The 16,533-nt window shown below is 29.2% G+C and carries 11 protein-coding genes and 1 tRNA gene; 6 read left to right on the top strand and 6 right to left on the bottom strand.

The genetic code is table 11. The annotated features are described in order from the left end of the window. Positions 1-201: 201 nt before the first annotated feature. Together E6771_RS03295 and E6771_RS03290 are read right to left on the bottom strand one after the other, a co-directional pair. A tRNA-Glu gene (locus E6771_RS03295) sits at positions 202-276 on the bottom strand. Positions 277-329: 53 nt separating this feature from the next. Further along, positions 330-1,265: a homoserine kinase gene (locus E6771_RS03290; protein WP_316089659.1), complete on the bottom strand. Its 936-nt coding sequence runs from the start codon at positions 1,263-1,265 to the stop codon at positions 330-332. A 211-nt stretch (positions 1,266-1,476) separates the two neighbouring features. On the opposite strand from E6771_RS03290, the gene E6771_RS03285 reads away from it, so the two are divergent. The 3 genes from E6771_RS03285 to E6771_RS03275 all read left to right on the top strand — a co-directional run bounded on the left by E6771_RS03285 (position 1,477) and on the right by E6771_RS03275 (position 4,467). Further along, positions 1,477-2,169, top strand: coding sequence for a YjjG family noncanonical pyrimidine nucleotidase (locus E6771_RS03285; protein ID WP_316089658.1), 693 nt, complete (start codon positions 1,477-1,479; stop codon positions 2,167-2,169). 463 nt (positions 2,170-2,632) lie between these two features. Continuing rightward, a complete protein-coding gene (locus tag E6771_RS03280; protein WP_316089657.1) occupies positions 2,633-3,493 on the top strand; it encodes an MBL fold metallo-hydrolase in 861 nt (286 codons plus the stop codon). A gap of 83 nt (positions 3,494-3,576) precedes the next feature. Beyond that, complete coding sequence (locus E6771_RS03275) at positions 3,577-4,467, top strand: DMT family transporter (protein WP_316089656.1); 891 nt, start codon at positions 3,577-3,579, stop codon at positions 4,465-4,467. A gap of 115 nt (positions 4,468-4,582) precedes the next feature. On the opposite strand, the gene E6771_RS03270 is transcribed toward E6771_RS03275, so the two are convergent. Further along, positions 4,583-5,656 (bottom strand): AbrB family transcriptional regulator, encoded by a 1,074-nt coding sequence (locus E6771_RS03270; RefSeq protein WP_316089655.1) that lies wholly within the window; start codon positions 5,654-5,656, stop codon positions 4,583-4,585. 143 nt (positions 5,657-5,799) lie between these two features. On the opposite strand from E6771_RS03270, the gene E6771_RS03265 reads away from it, so the two are divergent. Together E6771_RS03265 and E6771_RS03260 are read left to right on the top strand one after the other, a co-directional pair. Next, positions 5,800-6,999, top strand: a complete 1,200-nt coding sequence (locus tag E6771_RS03265) for a hypothetical protein (protein ID WP_316089653.1) — start codon at positions 5,800-5,802, stop codon at positions 6,997-6,999. Positions 7,000-7,144: 145 nt separating this feature from the next. Next, complete coding sequence (locus tag E6771_RS03260; RefSeq protein ID WP_316089652.1) at positions 7,145-7,669, top strand: AAA family ATPase; 525 nt, start codon at positions 7,145-7,147, stop codon at positions 7,667-7,669. A 349-nt stretch (positions 7,670-8,018) separates the two neighbouring features. Here E6771_RS03260 and E6771_RS03255 read toward each other — a convergent pair whose 3' ends face one another. Next, positions 8,019-8,597 carry an urea carboxylase-associated family protein gene (locus E6771_RS03255; RefSeq protein ID WP_316089651.1) on the bottom strand — a complete coding sequence of 193 codons (579 nt, stop codon included), beginning with the start codon at positions 8,595-8,597 and terminating at the stop codon, positions 8,019-8,021. A gap of 720 nt (positions 8,598-9,317) precedes the next feature. Between E6771_RS03255 and E6771_RS03250 the strand changes: the two genes are divergently transcribed. Continuing rightward, positions 9,318-13,115: an autotransporter outer membrane beta-barrel domain-containing protein gene (locus E6771_RS03250; RefSeq protein ID WP_316089650.1), complete on the top strand. Its 3,798-nt coding sequence runs from the start codon at positions 9,318-9,320 to the stop codon at positions 13,113-13,115. Positions 13,116-13,330: 215 nt separating this feature from the next. Here E6771_RS03250 and E6771_RS03245 read toward each other — a convergent pair whose 3' ends face one another. Together E6771_RS03245 and E6771_RS03240 are read right to left on the bottom strand one after the other, a co-directional pair. Further along, positions 13,331-14,524 carry an amidohydrolase gene (locus E6771_RS03245; RefSeq protein ID WP_316089648.1) on the bottom strand — a complete coding sequence of 398 codons (1,194 nt, stop codon included), beginning with the start codon at positions 14,522-14,524 and terminating at the stop codon, positions 13,331-13,333. A gap of 35 nt (positions 14,525-14,559) precedes the next feature. Further along, positions 14,560-16,077: an AbgT family transporter gene (locus E6771_RS03240; RefSeq protein ID WP_316089647.1), complete on the bottom strand. Its 1,518-nt coding sequence runs from the start codon at positions 16,075-16,077 to the stop codon at positions 14,560-14,562. Between the last annotated feature and the right edge of the window lie 456 nt (positions 16,078-16,533).

Here is a 16,533-nt window from a genome sequence, read left to right as displayed (position 1 = left end):
TATTAGAAACGGATGATTATATTTGAGAGAAATGACAGAAAATGATTTAGAAAATTTATCAACACTTTTAAAGAATAAAAGAGTTTATAACACAATACTATAATGAAGATATACTTCATTATCTCTATAGGATAGAGAATAAAAAGGATAAATAGGAATAAAAAAACTCAAAACCAAATAGTTTTGAGCTTAAATACATAGTGGTACCCCGTAGGGGAATCGAACCCCTGTTGCCAGAGTGAAAATCTGATGTCCTTACCACTGAACGAACGGGGCTTTTGAACTAAGATATATTATCATAAAATAGAATAAGTGTCAATTATTTTTTTCTATAATTCTATATTATGATAGTATTTTAATAATGGAAAAAGTTCATAATAAGTTTTATCTTCTATTAAAATATTTTGATTATCTTCTACAGAGAATTTATTTATTCTCAGAAAAATAAAGGCAAGAGCCATTTTTAATATTCCCATATTTAAAAGAGATTTTTCTGCTGCAGAAAGTTTTCTGATACTTTCATAAGAGTTTAAAAATATTTTAATATATCTATTTTCAGTTTCTGGTGAAAAATTATTTATTCTTATCCAGTAATTTATAACTATTCCAAGATCAAAAATAAAGGGAGCATAAGTAGAATCATTAAAGTCAATAACTCCAGAAATAGCTCCATCTTTTATGAGAATATTGTCTGGAAAAATATCATTATGGATTATACCACAGGGAAGAGAAGAAAAATCTATCATAGAAATTTTGTCATATAGAGATAAAAGAATTTTTTTCTCTTCTTTTGTTATAGAAATCTGCTGCATGTCTATTTTTGAAAAGTAGTACTTTTCATCTATTCTTGTTTTCCTGTTCAATTTTTTATTTTTAGAAAAAAGATGCATCTTACCTAGTAATATTCCAATTTCAGATAAAAAATGTTCATTTATTTCAGTAAGTTTCTCACCTTCAATAAAATAAAAAAGGCTTATCATTTTTCCGTTATACTTTATCAATACTTCACCATCTGTGGTACTGTAGGGAACAGAGCAAGGAATTATTGTATTTAATTCCAAAAGAAAATCTAATTCTTCTTTTTCGGCTTCATAACTGCGATGCCCCTCTAAAACTCTCAATACAAATTTTCCTTTTGCAGTGGAAATAAGGTAGTTAGTATTAAGTATTCCATCTTTTATTCCCTCATATTGTAAAGGAATAAGATTATATTTAGCTAAAATAGTGGTAATATCCTCTATATCAAGAACTGTATAAACAGCCATTTCTCCTCCAGTCAAAAAACATTTCAATAAATTCTAACATTTTTAATGAAATTTTTCTACTTAAAATAAATACTTTAAATATGTTTTTAGAGTTTATATGATATAATTAAGTTACTTATGAATACTTTAAAATAAAATTTTTTAAAGTGATAGTTGTTTATTAAAAGAATGAAATATTAATTTTTTTTATAAGGTAACAAAGGGAGAAAGGATGAAATTTGATCTGATATTATTTGATATAGATGGAACACTTCTTGATTTTGATTTAGCTGAAAAGAATGCACTGGCAGAAACATTAAAAGAGTATAATTTTGACTGCAACAATGAAATTTTAAATAGATATCATGAAATAAACATTTTTTATTGGAGGCAGTTGGAAAAAGGGCTTATTGATAAAAAGCAACTGGCGTATAAAAGATATGAACAGCTTTTTTCAGAATATAAAATAGAAACTGATATAGATATATTTAATTTTAAATATAGAGATAAGCTGAAAGAAGGAGCATATCTTTTGAATAATGCTATGGAAATATGTAAAGAGCTTCATGCAAATAAAGTAAAAATAGGAGTAGCTTCTAATGGGGGAAATGATATTCAAATAAGAAGAATAAAAAAAACTGGATTAGATAAATATTTGGACTATATGTTTGTATCAGAAGAAATTGGGTATAACAAACCTCATAAAGAATATTTTGAATATATATTTCAAAAAATAGAAAATATACCAAAAGAGAAAATAATAATAATAGGAGACTCCCTTACTGCTGATATACAAGGTGGTAAAAATGCTGGAATAATAACATGCTGGTATAATCCAAATAGTGAAATTGGTATAGAAAATATAAAACCTGATTATGAAATAAAAGACCTTTTAGAATTAAGACAATTAATTGGGATAGCTTAATAAAAAAAGAGATCAGTAGAAATAAACTATGATCTCTTTCTTTAGGATTAGGAATATCCTAAAATTGTATGGTTTATATGAAATAAGCTCCAATCACAAAGCTTGTTTTTGGTCATAAATTAAACAAAATTATTTATTTAAAATATATTTTATTTATTAATAAGGGAAACCCCAACCTAAGTAAGTCAGGGTTATATGGGTTGTTCACATGAGTGAACCATGGGTATTAGAAACAAACTGTCATTGTTCTACCTCCTTATGATATCACACTATAATTTCATAGTCAATCTTTTAATCAATTCATAGTTTATATGAAATAGATTTTTTATATAAATGTGATTAAAAAATAATCCATAAATGAACATTAAATATTCGAAAAAAACTTTTCATTATTAAAATAACTTGTATAAAAATAGTTTATTAGATAATATAATAGATATAAAATATAAAGCAGGAGGAAATGATGAGTGTAATAGTAAAATTCTTGGGTACAGCACAAGATGGGGGAATACCACAAATTGGATGTAAATGTGAAATGTGCAGTGATATAAAGGCAGGAAAAAGAAAAGAAATACTTCAGGCAGCAATTGGGATAGAAAATACTGAAACAGGAAATAGATATATGATAGAGGCAACACCTAGTTTTTCTAAACAATATCAAAGTTTTATAGCAGATAAAAATGGAAAGCTAGATGGAATATTTTTGACACATGCACATATGGGGCATTATACAGGATTAATGTATTTAGGAAAAGAAGCTCTCAATTCAAAAGAAATAAAAGTATATGTGAGCAGAAAAATGGCGGAGTTTTTAAAAAATAATGCTCCATGGAGTCAACTAGTAAAACTTAAAAACATAGAATTGGTAGAATTTGAAAATGGAAAAGAATTAGTTTTAGATAATGATATAAGAATAATTCCAGTGGAAGTTCCTCATAGAAATGAGTTTGCAGATACACATGGTTTTATAGTAAAAGGAAAGAAAAGTTTTTTCTTTGTCCCTGATATAGATAGTTGGGAAGGTTTTGAAAATCAACTAAATGATATTTTTAAACAATGTGATTATTTAGCAGTAGATGCTACTTTTTATACAAAGGAAGAAATTGGAAACTTAAGAGGAAGAAACTTTAAAGAAATTCCTCACCCTACTGTAGAGGAAACAATAAAATTTATAGAGAAAAATAAATGGAATTTAAAAGATAAAAAAGTTATATTAACTCATTTTAATCACACTAATCTTTTATTTACAGATAAAGAATTAAAAGAAAAAGTGGAAAAAATAGGAATAGTAATATCTGAAGATGAAATGGAAATCACTCTTTAAATGTAATAGTATTATTTTAAATTGATTTTATTTGAAATATAGAGTATTATATAAGAGCAGAATAGATGTAAGGAGTGATAACTGTGCAGAAAAAGACTGTATGTAAAATTGCGTTGGTGTGTGTAGCAGCAACTTGGGGTGGAGGTTTTCCTATAACAAAAATAGCATTAGATAGTGGGATGGCACCAAATGCTATTATGAGTTTAAGATTTTTAATAGCTTCCCTCTTAATATTTTTATTCCTTTTTATAAAAAAAGTGAAGATAACAAAAGATGAAATGAAACTTGGGCTGGGAGCTGGATTAATATTAGGAACTGCTTTCTCATTACAGACAGTAGGACTTATGCATACAACTTCATCAAAAAATGCTTTTATAACTGGAGCTTATGTTGTATGTGTGCCATTTATGCTGTGGATGCTTACTAAAAAAAGACCTAAATGGATAACTTATTTATCTTCTATAATATGTTTTACAGGAATAGGCTTTCTATCTTTAGATGGAGATTTATCAATGAATTATGGAGATGTACTGACATTGATATGTGCTTTTTTCTTTGCTCTTCAAATATCTGTAATAGGAGCTAAAATAGGTAATATGAATCCAATAGTTATAAATGCTTTTCAAATGTTTAGTGGAGGATTACTTACGCTTCTGTTGAATATAACTTATGAAAACTTTTCTATTGTTACTACAAAACTTACAAGTGCGCAGATAATGGCAGTGGGATTTTTAATAATATTCAATACCTTAATTGCATATCTAGTTCAAACAACAGCTCAGAAATATGTTGAGTCTTCAACAGCATCTCTCATATTATCTACTGAGATACTTTTTGGAGCAATAACTTCTGTTATTCTTTTAGGAGATCCAGTAACAATAAAAACTGTTTTGGGAGGTCTGCTGATATTTGCATCAGTAGTTATATCAGAAACAGAATTCAAATTTTTTACTAAAAAGTATATAGAAAGTTAAAGGGGCTGTTGCAAACTTAAAATAGCTCAATTGCCAAAAAGCTGTCTTGAAGTTTTCCTTCTTGTCAGCTTTTTCTTTAATTTATAGAGTTCCTTTTTTTAAATGGTAAATTCTATTAAAAATATTGCACTATTATTTTGATTAAAATAGGGTAAAAAGCTATTACACATACTAATCTTATGAACTGCATAACAGCTACTTTAGGAGTATCAGCACCTAATTCACCAGCTATAATAGCTATGTCAGATATTCCTCCAGGAGCAGCAGAAAACATAGATGTAGGAATATTGAAATCACTTATTTTGTATACCATTATACCAAGAATAAGATTCATAAGACAGAAGCCACTGATAACTATAATAACAGGAATTGCAATTGTTTTCAGCCCAAGAAGGTCTCCCATAGTTATTTTAGCACCTATTAAAGCTCCTCCCAGCACTTGAATAAACTGTCTTAGTTTTATAGGCATAAAAGCTTTATTAGTTTTTATATTATATGCCGCTGTTCCAGCCATAGATATACTCATAGCACCAGCAGGAATACCAGCAAAATATCCAATAAAACCAGAGATAGTTCCAATCACCATTGTTATAACTATTTTTTTCAAATCTATCATAAAAGGGACTTTTTCTTTTTCATTCTTGCTAATTTTTTCTTCAGATATTTTTATTGGATCAATATTATCAGTAGGAGATTTAGACTTGTAATATCTGATAACTCCCTTTATAAGAACTGGAATAAGGCACATAACAGAAACCAGACGCATCATCTGCATAACAGCTACTTTAGATGTATCAGCTCCAAAATCATAAGCTATAAGAGTCATATCCATTATTCCCCCAGAAGCAGTACAGAAAAGAGCTGTTTTCATATCCATATCAGATGATTTATAAAGGAAGTATCCCATCACAAAATTGATTAAAGCCATGAGAATTACCATTATAACAGCAGGTTTAAGAACTTTTTTCAGCTCAACAATGTCATTGTATTTTATACGAGCACCTATAAATGCACCAGTGGATATTTGAGCAATAACTTTATAACTCTGAGGAAGATAAGCTTTTCCTGTAACAATGCTGAAAACAGCAACTGCAAATAGAGAACCTATCATAGCTCCAGCAGGAACTTTGTATTTTAAGGCAATTCCAGCTCCAATTAATCCAACAAAAAAAGTAATAAAAAACCACAAAATACTCTCCTCCTTTATTGTATAAATCTAAGTACTTATAAAGATATTATAACTCAAAACTAATGTAAATAAAATGAAAATCATAAGTTTTTTAAAAATGTGATATAATTATTATAAACAATAATGAATGAAAGGAAAAGTTTATGATAAAAATAGCAATTTTAACTCCTAAAAATTCTTACTCATATGTAAGAGATGCATTAAAAGATGTAGAAGGAGAAAAGGAATATATTTTTTATGATAATCTTAACCAATTAAAAGATATATATAGAGAAAATGCTCATAAATTTGATGGAGTTGTTACCAGTGGGCCTATTGGTTTTGAGATTATAAGAAAAAATACAAAAATAACTACACCTGTGTATTATATAGAAATTGCAAAATATGAATTATATAAGTGTCTATTTCAGGTACTATCAGAGAATCCGGGAATAGATTTTTCAAGAGTCTATATAGACTTTGTGTCTGAGGCCGAAAAGGAATATTGGCTGGAAGATACTTTTATAAAAGGCAAAGAGCCTATATTTCTTCCATTAGATTACAGTGATGTAAAATTATATGAAAACTTTAAAGAAAAGTATCTTAGGCTGATAGCTGAGAATAAAGTTGATTTGATTTTAACAAGAATAAGTAATATGCTTTCATTTTTGGATACCTTAGATGTACCTCATATATTTTTATTTCCATCTAAAAATACTATAAAAGAAACAGTTGAATTTGCTGTAAGGGATATTAAAGCTTCTAAATCTGACAGTAAAGAAATAATAATGGGAAAAATAACTTCTGATGAAGATATAAATGAACTAAAAAACAGACTTGGATATGACTTTAAAAATTTCATTACTCAAAGAGTAGAGGATTATGTAGAAGTATTTATGCTGAAAAAAGAATTTCTAAATATTAATCCTAAGGAGATAATTAAAAAAGAGTATAAATCAAAAGTGAATATTGGCTGGGGTGGGGGAGCAAGTATAAGTGAAGCTAGATTTTATGCTGATGAATCATACAAAAAAAATGTAGAATCTAATGGAGAAGTCTTGTGTTTAACAGAAGCTGGTGGTAGTACAGTTCTTACAGAAGCTTCTGAAGAAAGCAAAAAGGATTTAGAGATAATAGAAAGATTAAAAGGAATAAATATATCTGGAGAAAAGGCAAGAGAGCTTATAGAGCTTTATAAAAGGGGTGAAGAAGTAACAATAGATAAACTGGCAAAATATCTTAATACCACTGAGAGAACAACAAGCAGAATACTTCTTAAACTTGAAGAGAATAAAATGGCAGGTTACTCCATTGAGAAGATAAACAGAGGACGGCCTAAAAAGGTATATAAATTTAAATTCTAATAATATGAAAAGGATGTTGTATGCAGACATTCTTTTTTATTCTGGTTTTATGGACAAAATTATATAGCAAGCATAAAGAACTTATATTTTGCTTTGTAAAATTCTTTATTGGAATATATTAATATCAACAAAATGGAGAGAATTTATGGGAACAGGAATTATTATATGTGGTTTAAATGGTGCTGGAAAGAGTACACTGGGAAAAAATTTAGCAAAAAAATTGAATTTCTATTTTATTGATGATGAAGATTTATATTTTCCCAAAATAGATACTCATTATATCTATACTTCTTCACGTACTCGTGAAGAAGTTGAAACACTTTTTTTAAGTGAAATTAAAACACATAAAAATTTTGTCTTTGCATCTGGAAAGGCAGATTATGAAGAATCTATTTATCAATTTTTTCAATATGCTATACTGATTGATGTTCCAAAGGATATTCGGATACAAAGAGTTAAACAACGTTCTTTAGAAAAATTTGGCAATAGAATGTTGCCAGGTGGAGATTTATATGAACAGGAGAAGAGTTTCTTAAATTTTGTTAAATCTAGAACTGAGAATGTTGTTAAAGAATGGGTAGAATCTTTAAATTGTACTATCATACGAATAGATGGAATAAAGAGTGTTGAGGAAAATATAAAATGTATCATAGAGCAAATGCAGAATTAACTATATCTTTATAATTTTTTTTGACATAGTCAGAACATAATTTACTGGTATATATTATAGTTAAGAATATAAAAAATTATTGAAGGAGAAAAAGTTATGAAAAAATATATCTTATCATTTCTATGAAGTTAGCTTTGATATGCTGTTGAAATCCTTTTGAAGATAGATCCTATACCATTATTTTATTTAAAAATGGTATGTCAATAATTAAAGAGAGAAGCACAACACACCATCATACAAGCAGCATTACCTGTTCCATGTAGGAAAACAGGAATACTGCTTTTTTATACTCTCATATTATATAAAGTAAAGGAAGCCTTATTTTTTAGTTTTACAAACTTGAATTGTTTTAATCAATAATAATTTTGATAGGAGAACACTTTCCACTGTTGCATTTACTTTCAGAAACGCTACAAGCAGCAACTCCTAGTGTAATATCCATTAGTGCTTTTAATATAATTTTATCACCTGCTTTGGAAATAGGTTCTTCTACTGAGATTTTACCATTGGCATTGATTTTTGTATGCATGAACAAGTTGACAGGTGTAATGATAACATGTTGTTTTTCAAGAGCCTTATTGATATTATCAAAGCAGTTTGGGTGTTCTTCACCATTATGATAAAAGAAGTCATACATTTCAGTTCTGCAACATGGATGGAGCAGATCGTGTTCTCCAACATCATCAGAAAGCACCTGCATCATGGGATGGTATAGGTTTGTATAGATAATATCTCCAATATTCAATTTCAAAGATTCGTTACAGTCAATTGTTACTCCAGTTGAAAGAAATTCATTTGCATTTCCATTCACTTCAGCAAAAAAATCTACTACTTGACCACCTTCAATATCAATTACTGTAATACTTTGATCTTGTTTAACATCAATTTTTATTCCAGAACAGGCTGGAATTATATACTCTTTACCCATTGCATTTGCCTCCCAAATTCTAATTTGTTTATTTATCAATATAAAATCATCTTGTGAAAATATTGTATCATACTACAGACTAAATATCTATGACACTATTATACCGTTTCAGTTCCCTGTCCTGCTGCAAAATTTGGAAAGGTAGAAGAAGAAAAAAGTAGACAAGACAGTTTGTGAAAAAAAAGAATCTTTGTTGAGAAATTCAGAAAGGAGAATATACAGGATAGAATAGAGAATGACAAGGATAGAGGAACAGCTGATAAAACAGAATAGAAGCTGAAAGAAAAAATAAAGTGCAGAGAGTAAAATCTCTGTATTTTTTTATATTACAAAAAAATTTAAAAATAATTCCCTAAAAGAAATTTTATAAAAGTTTCCTCTAAAGTTGGAATTCATGAGAATAGAGCAGAAGAAAAAGGAATAAAAAAAGTTCGTATTTATAAATAAAAGAGAACAGTTAACAAATTTTTGTTTCTAAAAAATTCTTTAAACCAATCATTAAATACTATGCTGCTATGATAGATAATATCTCAAATTTAATCAAAAGTCAATATTTGATTTGCAAATAATACTCTTTAAAATTGAAAAATATTTGCAAGTATACTTTTATTTATAAATGTGAACATTTATTGAATAGAATTATATTTTTTTTATGCCAATTTGAGAATGTTATAACGAGTTTTTACTTTTAAATTGAATTAAATTTCATGGAGGGAAAAGATGATCGAAAAGATTATAAAGACTATAAAAAGCAGCAACAAAAAGAGAGGAAGAAATATCACAGTAGGAGCAGTAGTAGGATTTTTACTTTCATGTACAGTAATGGTTAAAGCTGATGATTATCTGGGAATAAAAGAAGAGAACGGAATAAAATTCAGTATTGATACAACTAGTGGTACAGATGGAGAATGGAAAGATGGAAATCCATATAGTGAAAATACATGGAATGAAACTGATTATATAAATAATATAACTTTGTCTGGAACAAACAATATTAGTTCTACAATAGGCTATGGATTAAGCTTGAGTGGAGATTTAAATGACTTGAATTTTATAAATAATGCTTCAATAACAGGAACAGGGAAGAGTAATGGTTGGGGAATTTTTAATGTGAGTAATGGAATAGGAATTCTAACAAATAGTGGATTAATATCAGGAACAGGGGCTAGTGGTGGTTATGGAATTGCTAATGGGGGTAGCAGTATAGAAAGCCTAACAAATAGTGGGTTAATATCAGGAATAGGAACAAAGAATAATAGTTCTGGTTATGGAATTTATAATGATAGTAGTAGCAGTATAGGAACCCTAACAAACAGCGGATTAGTATCAGCAATAGGAACAGGTATTGGTTCTGGTTCTAATCATGATTCTGGTTCTGGAATTTTTAATAATAGTAGCAGTATAGAAAACTTAACAAACAGTGGATCAATAACAGGAACAGGGTATTATAAAAGTTATGGAATTTCTAATAATAATAGTAGTAGTATAAGAAACCTAACAAATAGTGGATTAATATCAACAACAGGATATAATGGTTCTGGGATTTCTAATGCAGATAATAGTAGAATAGAAACTCTAATAAACAGTGGATCAATAACAGGAATAGGGAATGGTTCTGGTCATTCTTATGGAATTTCTAATAATAGTAGTAGTATAGAAAGCGTAACAAACAGTGGATCAATAACAGGAACAGATATTGCTTCTGGTTATGGAATTTCTAATAATAGTAGCAGTATAGAAAGCGTAACAAATAGTGGATTAATATTGGGAATAGGGGATAGTATTTTTGGTTATGGAATTTCTAATAATAAGAGCAGTATAGAAAGCCTAACAAATAGAGGATTAATATCAGGAACACGATATACTGGTTATGGAATTTCTAATGCAGATAGTAGAATAGAAACTCTAACAAACAGTGGATCAATAACAGGAATAGGGAATGGTTCTGGTCATTCTTATGGAATTTCTAATAATAATAGTAGCAGTATAGAAAATCTAACAAATAGTGGATCAATAACAGGAATAGAGAATGATGGTTATGGAATTTATAATGATAGTAGTAGCAGAATAGAAAATCTAATAAATACAGGAGTTATATTTGGAACTATGAATGCTATAAAAAATGATGGAGGAAATATAAATCCAGCAAATAATTATGGACTACTAGCAACGAAAGGAAATTCAGTAGTAGATGGTGGGATAACAATAACAAATTATGGACTGTATATCAATGATATAGATGGAAAGGTAAGTATTGATAATAATAAACAGAGTACAGATCCAATAGAAATAACAACAGGACATGACGAAAGTGGAAATGAAATAAAAAGAGCAATGACTATACAAAATGCTGTTATACAAGGTGGTTCAGGGATAGGAACATCAACAGATAGTTTTGTAATTTCTGGAGGAACTAATGAATTTGACAATTCAATACTAAATGGAAAGAATAATACATTGAATGTTTCAGGTTCAGGAGAAATAAAAGGCTCTATAATTAATGCCTATAAAACAGCAGTAAAATTTGATACAGCAGGTGGAGAATTAAGACTATCAGGAACAATAGTAAATGGCGGAGCAGATGGAGCAAGTGAAACAATAATAGGAAGCAGTAATAAAAATATACTAATACTTCAATCTGGAGATATTGCATATTCAAATGGGACAATAGGCACTCAAAATACTATAATTAATGGAAAAATAGATATGGGAGATGGAGCTGATACTCTCATAGTAGGAGAAGGGACAATAATCAACGGAAAAATAAATATGGGGACTGGAGATGATATACTTACAATAGAAACTGGAAGTATTCTCAATGGAACTCTTGATGGTGGCGCAGATAATAATGATACTCTTAATTTTAATTCAACAGGAACAAGAACTTCAACTGGTGGAGAAATAAATATTCTTCATAATATCTCTGGCTTTGAAAGTATGAATATAAGCACAAATATAACTCTATTTGAAACAATAGTTGACAGCAGTGGAAATTCTACAGGCTTAAAAGTGACAGATGCAGAAAATATAACAATAGGTGAAAATGGAGTACTTACTCTAAGACTAGATTCAACTAAAATAGATAGTTCAAGTGGAATAGATAAAATTGTAGGTCATGCACTATATGGAAATACAGGAATAATAAAATCTGAAAATGGAGGAAAACTTCTTCTTGCTCTAAATGGAGCTGGAATGACTACTATAATATCTTTTGGAAATCTTGATCTAGATGGAAGTTTGGTAACAGAATATGAAGGAGAATATCAAGAAGATGTAACTTTTACAACAACATCAGAACTTCATTCTGTGAAGAGAACATCTAGGCCTAAAGAAGTGGAAGTTACAGCTAAAAATAATCTTCCAACTAAAGCAACAGCTCCTGATGATTTAGCCTATGAAAAATTAAATAAAATATATCATAGTATTCTTTCAGTAGATGAATTAGGAAACTTTAATGTAGATAATGATGAAAAGCTGTCAACATTCTTAGGATATTTGAATGATATCTATGTAGGAAATCCATATTCATACTCTAGTGAACTTTCAAGAAAATCAACAGGAATGTTCAGAGAAATAGTGACAGAGAACCAATTTAAAGCTAACACAGGAAAATGGATGATATATGGTGGACTTACTCATGTAGATGGAGGAACTAAAGATACATACTTTGGAAAAGGATATTATACTTATGACATAGGAAGTTCTGACATGGATGCAGATACTAAGATAACTGGAGCATATATGCTCGGAGAATATGGAGTATCTGATACACTTACTTCTGGGGTAGTAATTGGAGGAAATAAATTAAAATCTGACTTGTCTAACGACTCAAAAGTAGATGGAAGTGCAATGTATTTAGGAGCTTATGCTAAGAAATATATTGGAAATCTAAAAGTAACAGCAGGAGCAGGATTCCAGTATGGAGACTATGACGCAGACAGACTGGCAGTAAACAAGGTAGCTTCAAGCACAGGAGAATCAATAGTGAAATATTCAGACAATTACAATGATATGACATATGATATTTATCTGAATGGAAGATATTCTAATCCAATAGGAGATAATTTATTCTTAGAACCATATGCAACTCTGTCATATACATATGTAGACCAAGATGGAGCAGATGAAGGAAATAAGACACTAGCTATTGAAACTGATTCTAAATCATTTGATTATACAGTAGGAAAAGTGGGAGTAGATTTGAAAAAAGTAATTCCTCATGAAAAAGGAAAGAGTACACTTTCAGCAGGAGTCAGCTATACAAGAATATTAGATGGGGCAGATGAGGAATATATCATAGGAAGATTTAAAGGTGGAAGCGATTTTGATATTCTTGTAGCTCACAAAAATGAGCATAGTATAGGACTTAATGCTAAATATGCGCTGGAATTAGAAAATGGAGTAATATTTGATGTAAAAGGAACTTATTCTGTAGAAAGAGATTCTCATAATAATTCTGGAAAGAATAAGACTAAAGGAGAATGGATAGTAGGAGCAGGATTAGGTTACAAGTTTTAATTAAAACAACAGGGGGAAGTTATGACAGAAGGAGAATTTATATGATTCTATAAAAACCCCATTTTAAAAGAGTTAATTAAAAGGCAGAGAAAATATATTGTATCTAAAATCTTAGAGATAAGATGAAGAATATAGTATAAATCTCTGCTTTTTTGTAAATTATAAAAAACAAAAGACACTACATACTATAGTGCCTTCTATTTTTTAGGTATCATTTATTCCAAAGAATTCAATCTATCTAATACAAGTTTGCATAAAACTTTTATTCCTACTTTTATAGAATTTTCATCAGCCATAAATTCAGGATTATGAAGAATACATTTTCCTTTGTTAAAATCAGTTTCTGTTCCAAGCCATAGAAAAACAGAAGGAACTTTTTTAGTTATGAATGAAAAATCTTCTCCTGCTGGCAAAGGATTAGGCTGAATAATGATATTATCTTTTCCTAATAAAGGATTTAATGATTTTATAACTTCTTCAGAAAGAGTTAAATCATTGAACATAAAATCATATCCATCTTGATAGTCTAATATTCCTATACATTCATATGCATCAGCTATATCCATAACTATTCTATTTAGTCTTTTCTTTATAAGCTCAGCAGTGCCAGTATCAAAAGTTCTAACTGTTCCTTCTAATTTTACATAGTCAGAAACAACATTGTATCTGCTTCCACCAGTTATCTTTCCAATTGTAACCACGGCATTTTCACCAGGGCCCATATTTCTGCTGATGATTGTTTGAATAGAAGATATAACATTTGCTGCTGTGACTATAGCATCTCTTCCCTCTCCAGGAAGAGAACCATGACTGCTTTTTCCTTTGATTTCTATTGTTATTCTATCTGATCTGGAATTTGCTACTCCAGGTCTAAAAGCTACAGTACCTGTAGGGTTACCAAAAACATGAAGAGCGTAAGCTTCATCAACCTTTGGATTTTCTAAAAGGCCATCATTCATCATAGCTCTAGAACCACCAATTGGAGCTGATTCTTCATTTGGCTGAAACATAAATTTTATATTCCCTTTTATTTTGTTTTTTAATTCACTTAACACAATGGCAGTACCAAGAATTATAGAGGTATGCACATCATGTCCGCAGGCGTGCATCACATCTGGAACTTTGGAAGAAAAAGAAAGATTATTGCTTTCATTGATAGGGAGAGCATCCATATCACCTCTCAATAAAATAGTTTTTCCTTTTTCAATTCCAATAAGATCAGCAATTATTCCATGACCACCTATATTCTCTCTTACACTCAAAGGTAATTTTTTTAATTGCTCAGCTACTTTAGCAGAGGTTTTGATTTCATTCCCTCCAAGTTCAGGATATTCATGTAGATCTCTTCTAAATACTATTATTTCATCTATATGTTTATCTATAATATTTTCTATATCAGAAAATTTCATGTAATAGCCTCCAGTAATAAGTTATTTGTTAATTTTTAAAGATAAAGTACTTCTCCAGGTCCTAAAGGAATACCTAAAGATATCCATATAATAGCCATTATTATCCACATGATAAGCATTGCAATTGTATATGGAAGCATAGTAGAGATAACTGTCCCCATTCCATATTCTTCATCATATTCTTGTGCCAGTCCTAAAATAATAGGCATATATGGGAATAGTGGAGAAATTATATTAGTAGTTGAATCCCCTATTCTATAAAGCATTTGAGTAAGAGATGGAGCATATCCTAACATATAGAACATAGGAACAAATATAGGAGCTAACAGAGCCCATTTTGCAGATCCACTTCCTATAAATAAATTAATAAATGCAGTCAAAAAGATAAACATTATGAAAAGAGGAATTCCTTTCAAGTTCATTGAAGTAAGCATTTCTGCTCCATTAACAGCAAGTATATATCCAAGTTTACTCCAGTTGAAGTATGCAACAAATTGTCCAATGATAAATACTAGAACAATGTATGAAGACATATCCTTCATGGCAATAGTCATATATTTAGGTACATCTCCAGCTGATTTAATTTTTCCCATAGTAATACCATAAGATATACCAGCAACTAGAAAAAGTATTAAAAGTATAGGAATAATAGCTTTCAATAAAGGTGAATCTAATAAAGAACCTGTTTTTGCATTTCTAAGAAAACTATTTTGAGGAAAAACTGCTACAAATAAAATAATTAAATAAATTGCAGTAGCTATTCCAGAATTTCTTAGAGCTTTTTTCTCTAAAGGAGAAACTTCTTCTTGTGTTATTATTTTTTTCCCAGTATATTTTCCAAGTCTTGGCTCAATTATTTTTTCTGTAACAATAGTACCTACTATTGCAAGAAGGAAAGTAGAGACAAACATAAAATACCAGTTACAAACTACTGATACTTGCATATCAGGATTTACTATTTTAACAGCTTCAGTTGTAATACCTGCTAGAAGTGCATCTGTTCCTGCAACTAAAAGGTTAGCACTGAATCCCGCTGTAGTGGCAGCATATCCTACTGCAATACCTGCCAATGGATGTTTTCCTAAAGATAGGAAAATGAAAGCAGATATAACTGGAATAACAACAATGGCAGCATCAGAAGCTAAATTTCCACATATTCCAATTATCATTACCATAAAAGTTATTATTCTTGGGTAATCTTTTAATGTAAGGATACTGTTTCTCATAAATGATGAAACAAGGCCAACATGTTCAGCAAGACCAATACCAAGTGTCATAACTAACACAAGTCCTAAAGGAGAGAAACCAGTAAAATTTTTAACCATATTTTGCAACATAAAGTTTATACCTTCTGCAGACAAAAGACTTTTTGCCATTACGACTTTATTTGTAACAGGGTCAACTACCTGAATCTTAAAAATAGTACATATTGCTGAAATAATTATAATTGCAGCAGCTAAACAGCAGAAAAGAATAAAAGGATGAGGGATTTTATTTCCTACTCTTTCCACCCAATCTAGAAAACCATGTTTTTTAATATTTGCATCTGCCATAATAAATCCTCCCTTGTAAAAAGTATTCTGATATTTTAAGACGTCTTTTTAGACAAAACTTATAATACTTTATTATATATCTTATTTAGAAAAAATCAACTTTTTTATATTAAAAAAATATATAAAAAAGATATTTTATCATTCTTTTTATATATGACTAGAACAACGTTTAAAAAACAAAGCAAATATTAAATAGTTAAAAATAGTACTAAAATTATGATTAATAAATTAGTTTTTAAAAAAATTATCTGCTACTTTAATTATAGTCAAATTCTAATTATTATAGTACCTTTATTAAGCTTAAGGAATTTGAATTTGATATATAATTTCTCTTTTAAAATATTTTAGACATAGTTTTAGACAATCAACCTTTGTTAAAAAGTTATACACTAAAAATAAAAAAAGTCAATATGTTTTATAATAATATATAAAAAGAATTGAAAATTATCAAGTCAT

The organism is Fusobacterium sp. (assembly GCF_032477075.1).
Lineage (GTDB): Bacteria > Fusobacteriota > Fusobacteriia > Fusobacteriales > Fusobacteriaceae > Fusobacterium_A.
The sequence above is the reverse complement of the archived record's forward strand: the minus strand, read 5'-3'. Positions and strand labels throughout refer to the sequence as shown.

Excerpts from the sequence above, each read along its gene's own strand:
- E6771_RS03250 (WP_316089650.1), top strand. The coding sequence starts at position 9,318 with ATGATCGAAAAGATTATAAAGACTATAAAAAGCAGCAACAAAAAGAGA.
- E6771_RS03245 (WP_316089648.1), bottom strand. The coding sequence starts at position 14,524 with ATGAAATTTTCTGATATAGAAAATATTATAGATAAACATATAGATGAA.
- E6771_RS03255 (WP_316089651.1), bottom strand. The coding sequence starts at position 8,597 with ATGGGTAAAGAGTATATAATTCCAGCCTGTTCTGGAATAAAAATTGAT.
- E6771_RS03265 (WP_316089653.1), top strand. The coding sequence starts at position 5,800 with ATGATAAAAATAGCAATTTTAACTCCTAAAAATTCTTACTCATATGTA.
- E6771_RS03285 (WP_316089658.1), top strand. The coding sequence starts at position 1,477 with ATGAAATTTGATCTGATATTATTTGATATAGATGGAACACTTCTTGAT.
- E6771_RS03290 (WP_316089659.1), bottom strand. The coding sequence starts at position 1,265 with ATGGCTGTTTATACAGTTCTTGATATAGAGGATATTACCACTATTTTA.
- E6771_RS03240 (WP_316089647.1), bottom strand. The coding sequence starts at position 16,077 with ATGGCAGATGCAAATATTAAAAAACATGGTTTTCTAGATTGGGTGGAA.
- E6771_RS03260 (WP_316089652.1), top strand. The coding sequence starts at position 7,145 with ATGGGAACAGGAATTATTATATGTGGTTTAAATGGTGCTGGAAAGAGT.
- E6771_RS03280 (WP_316089657.1), top strand. The coding sequence starts at position 2,633 with ATGAGTGTAATAGTAAAATTCTTGGGTACAGCACAAGATGGGGGAATA.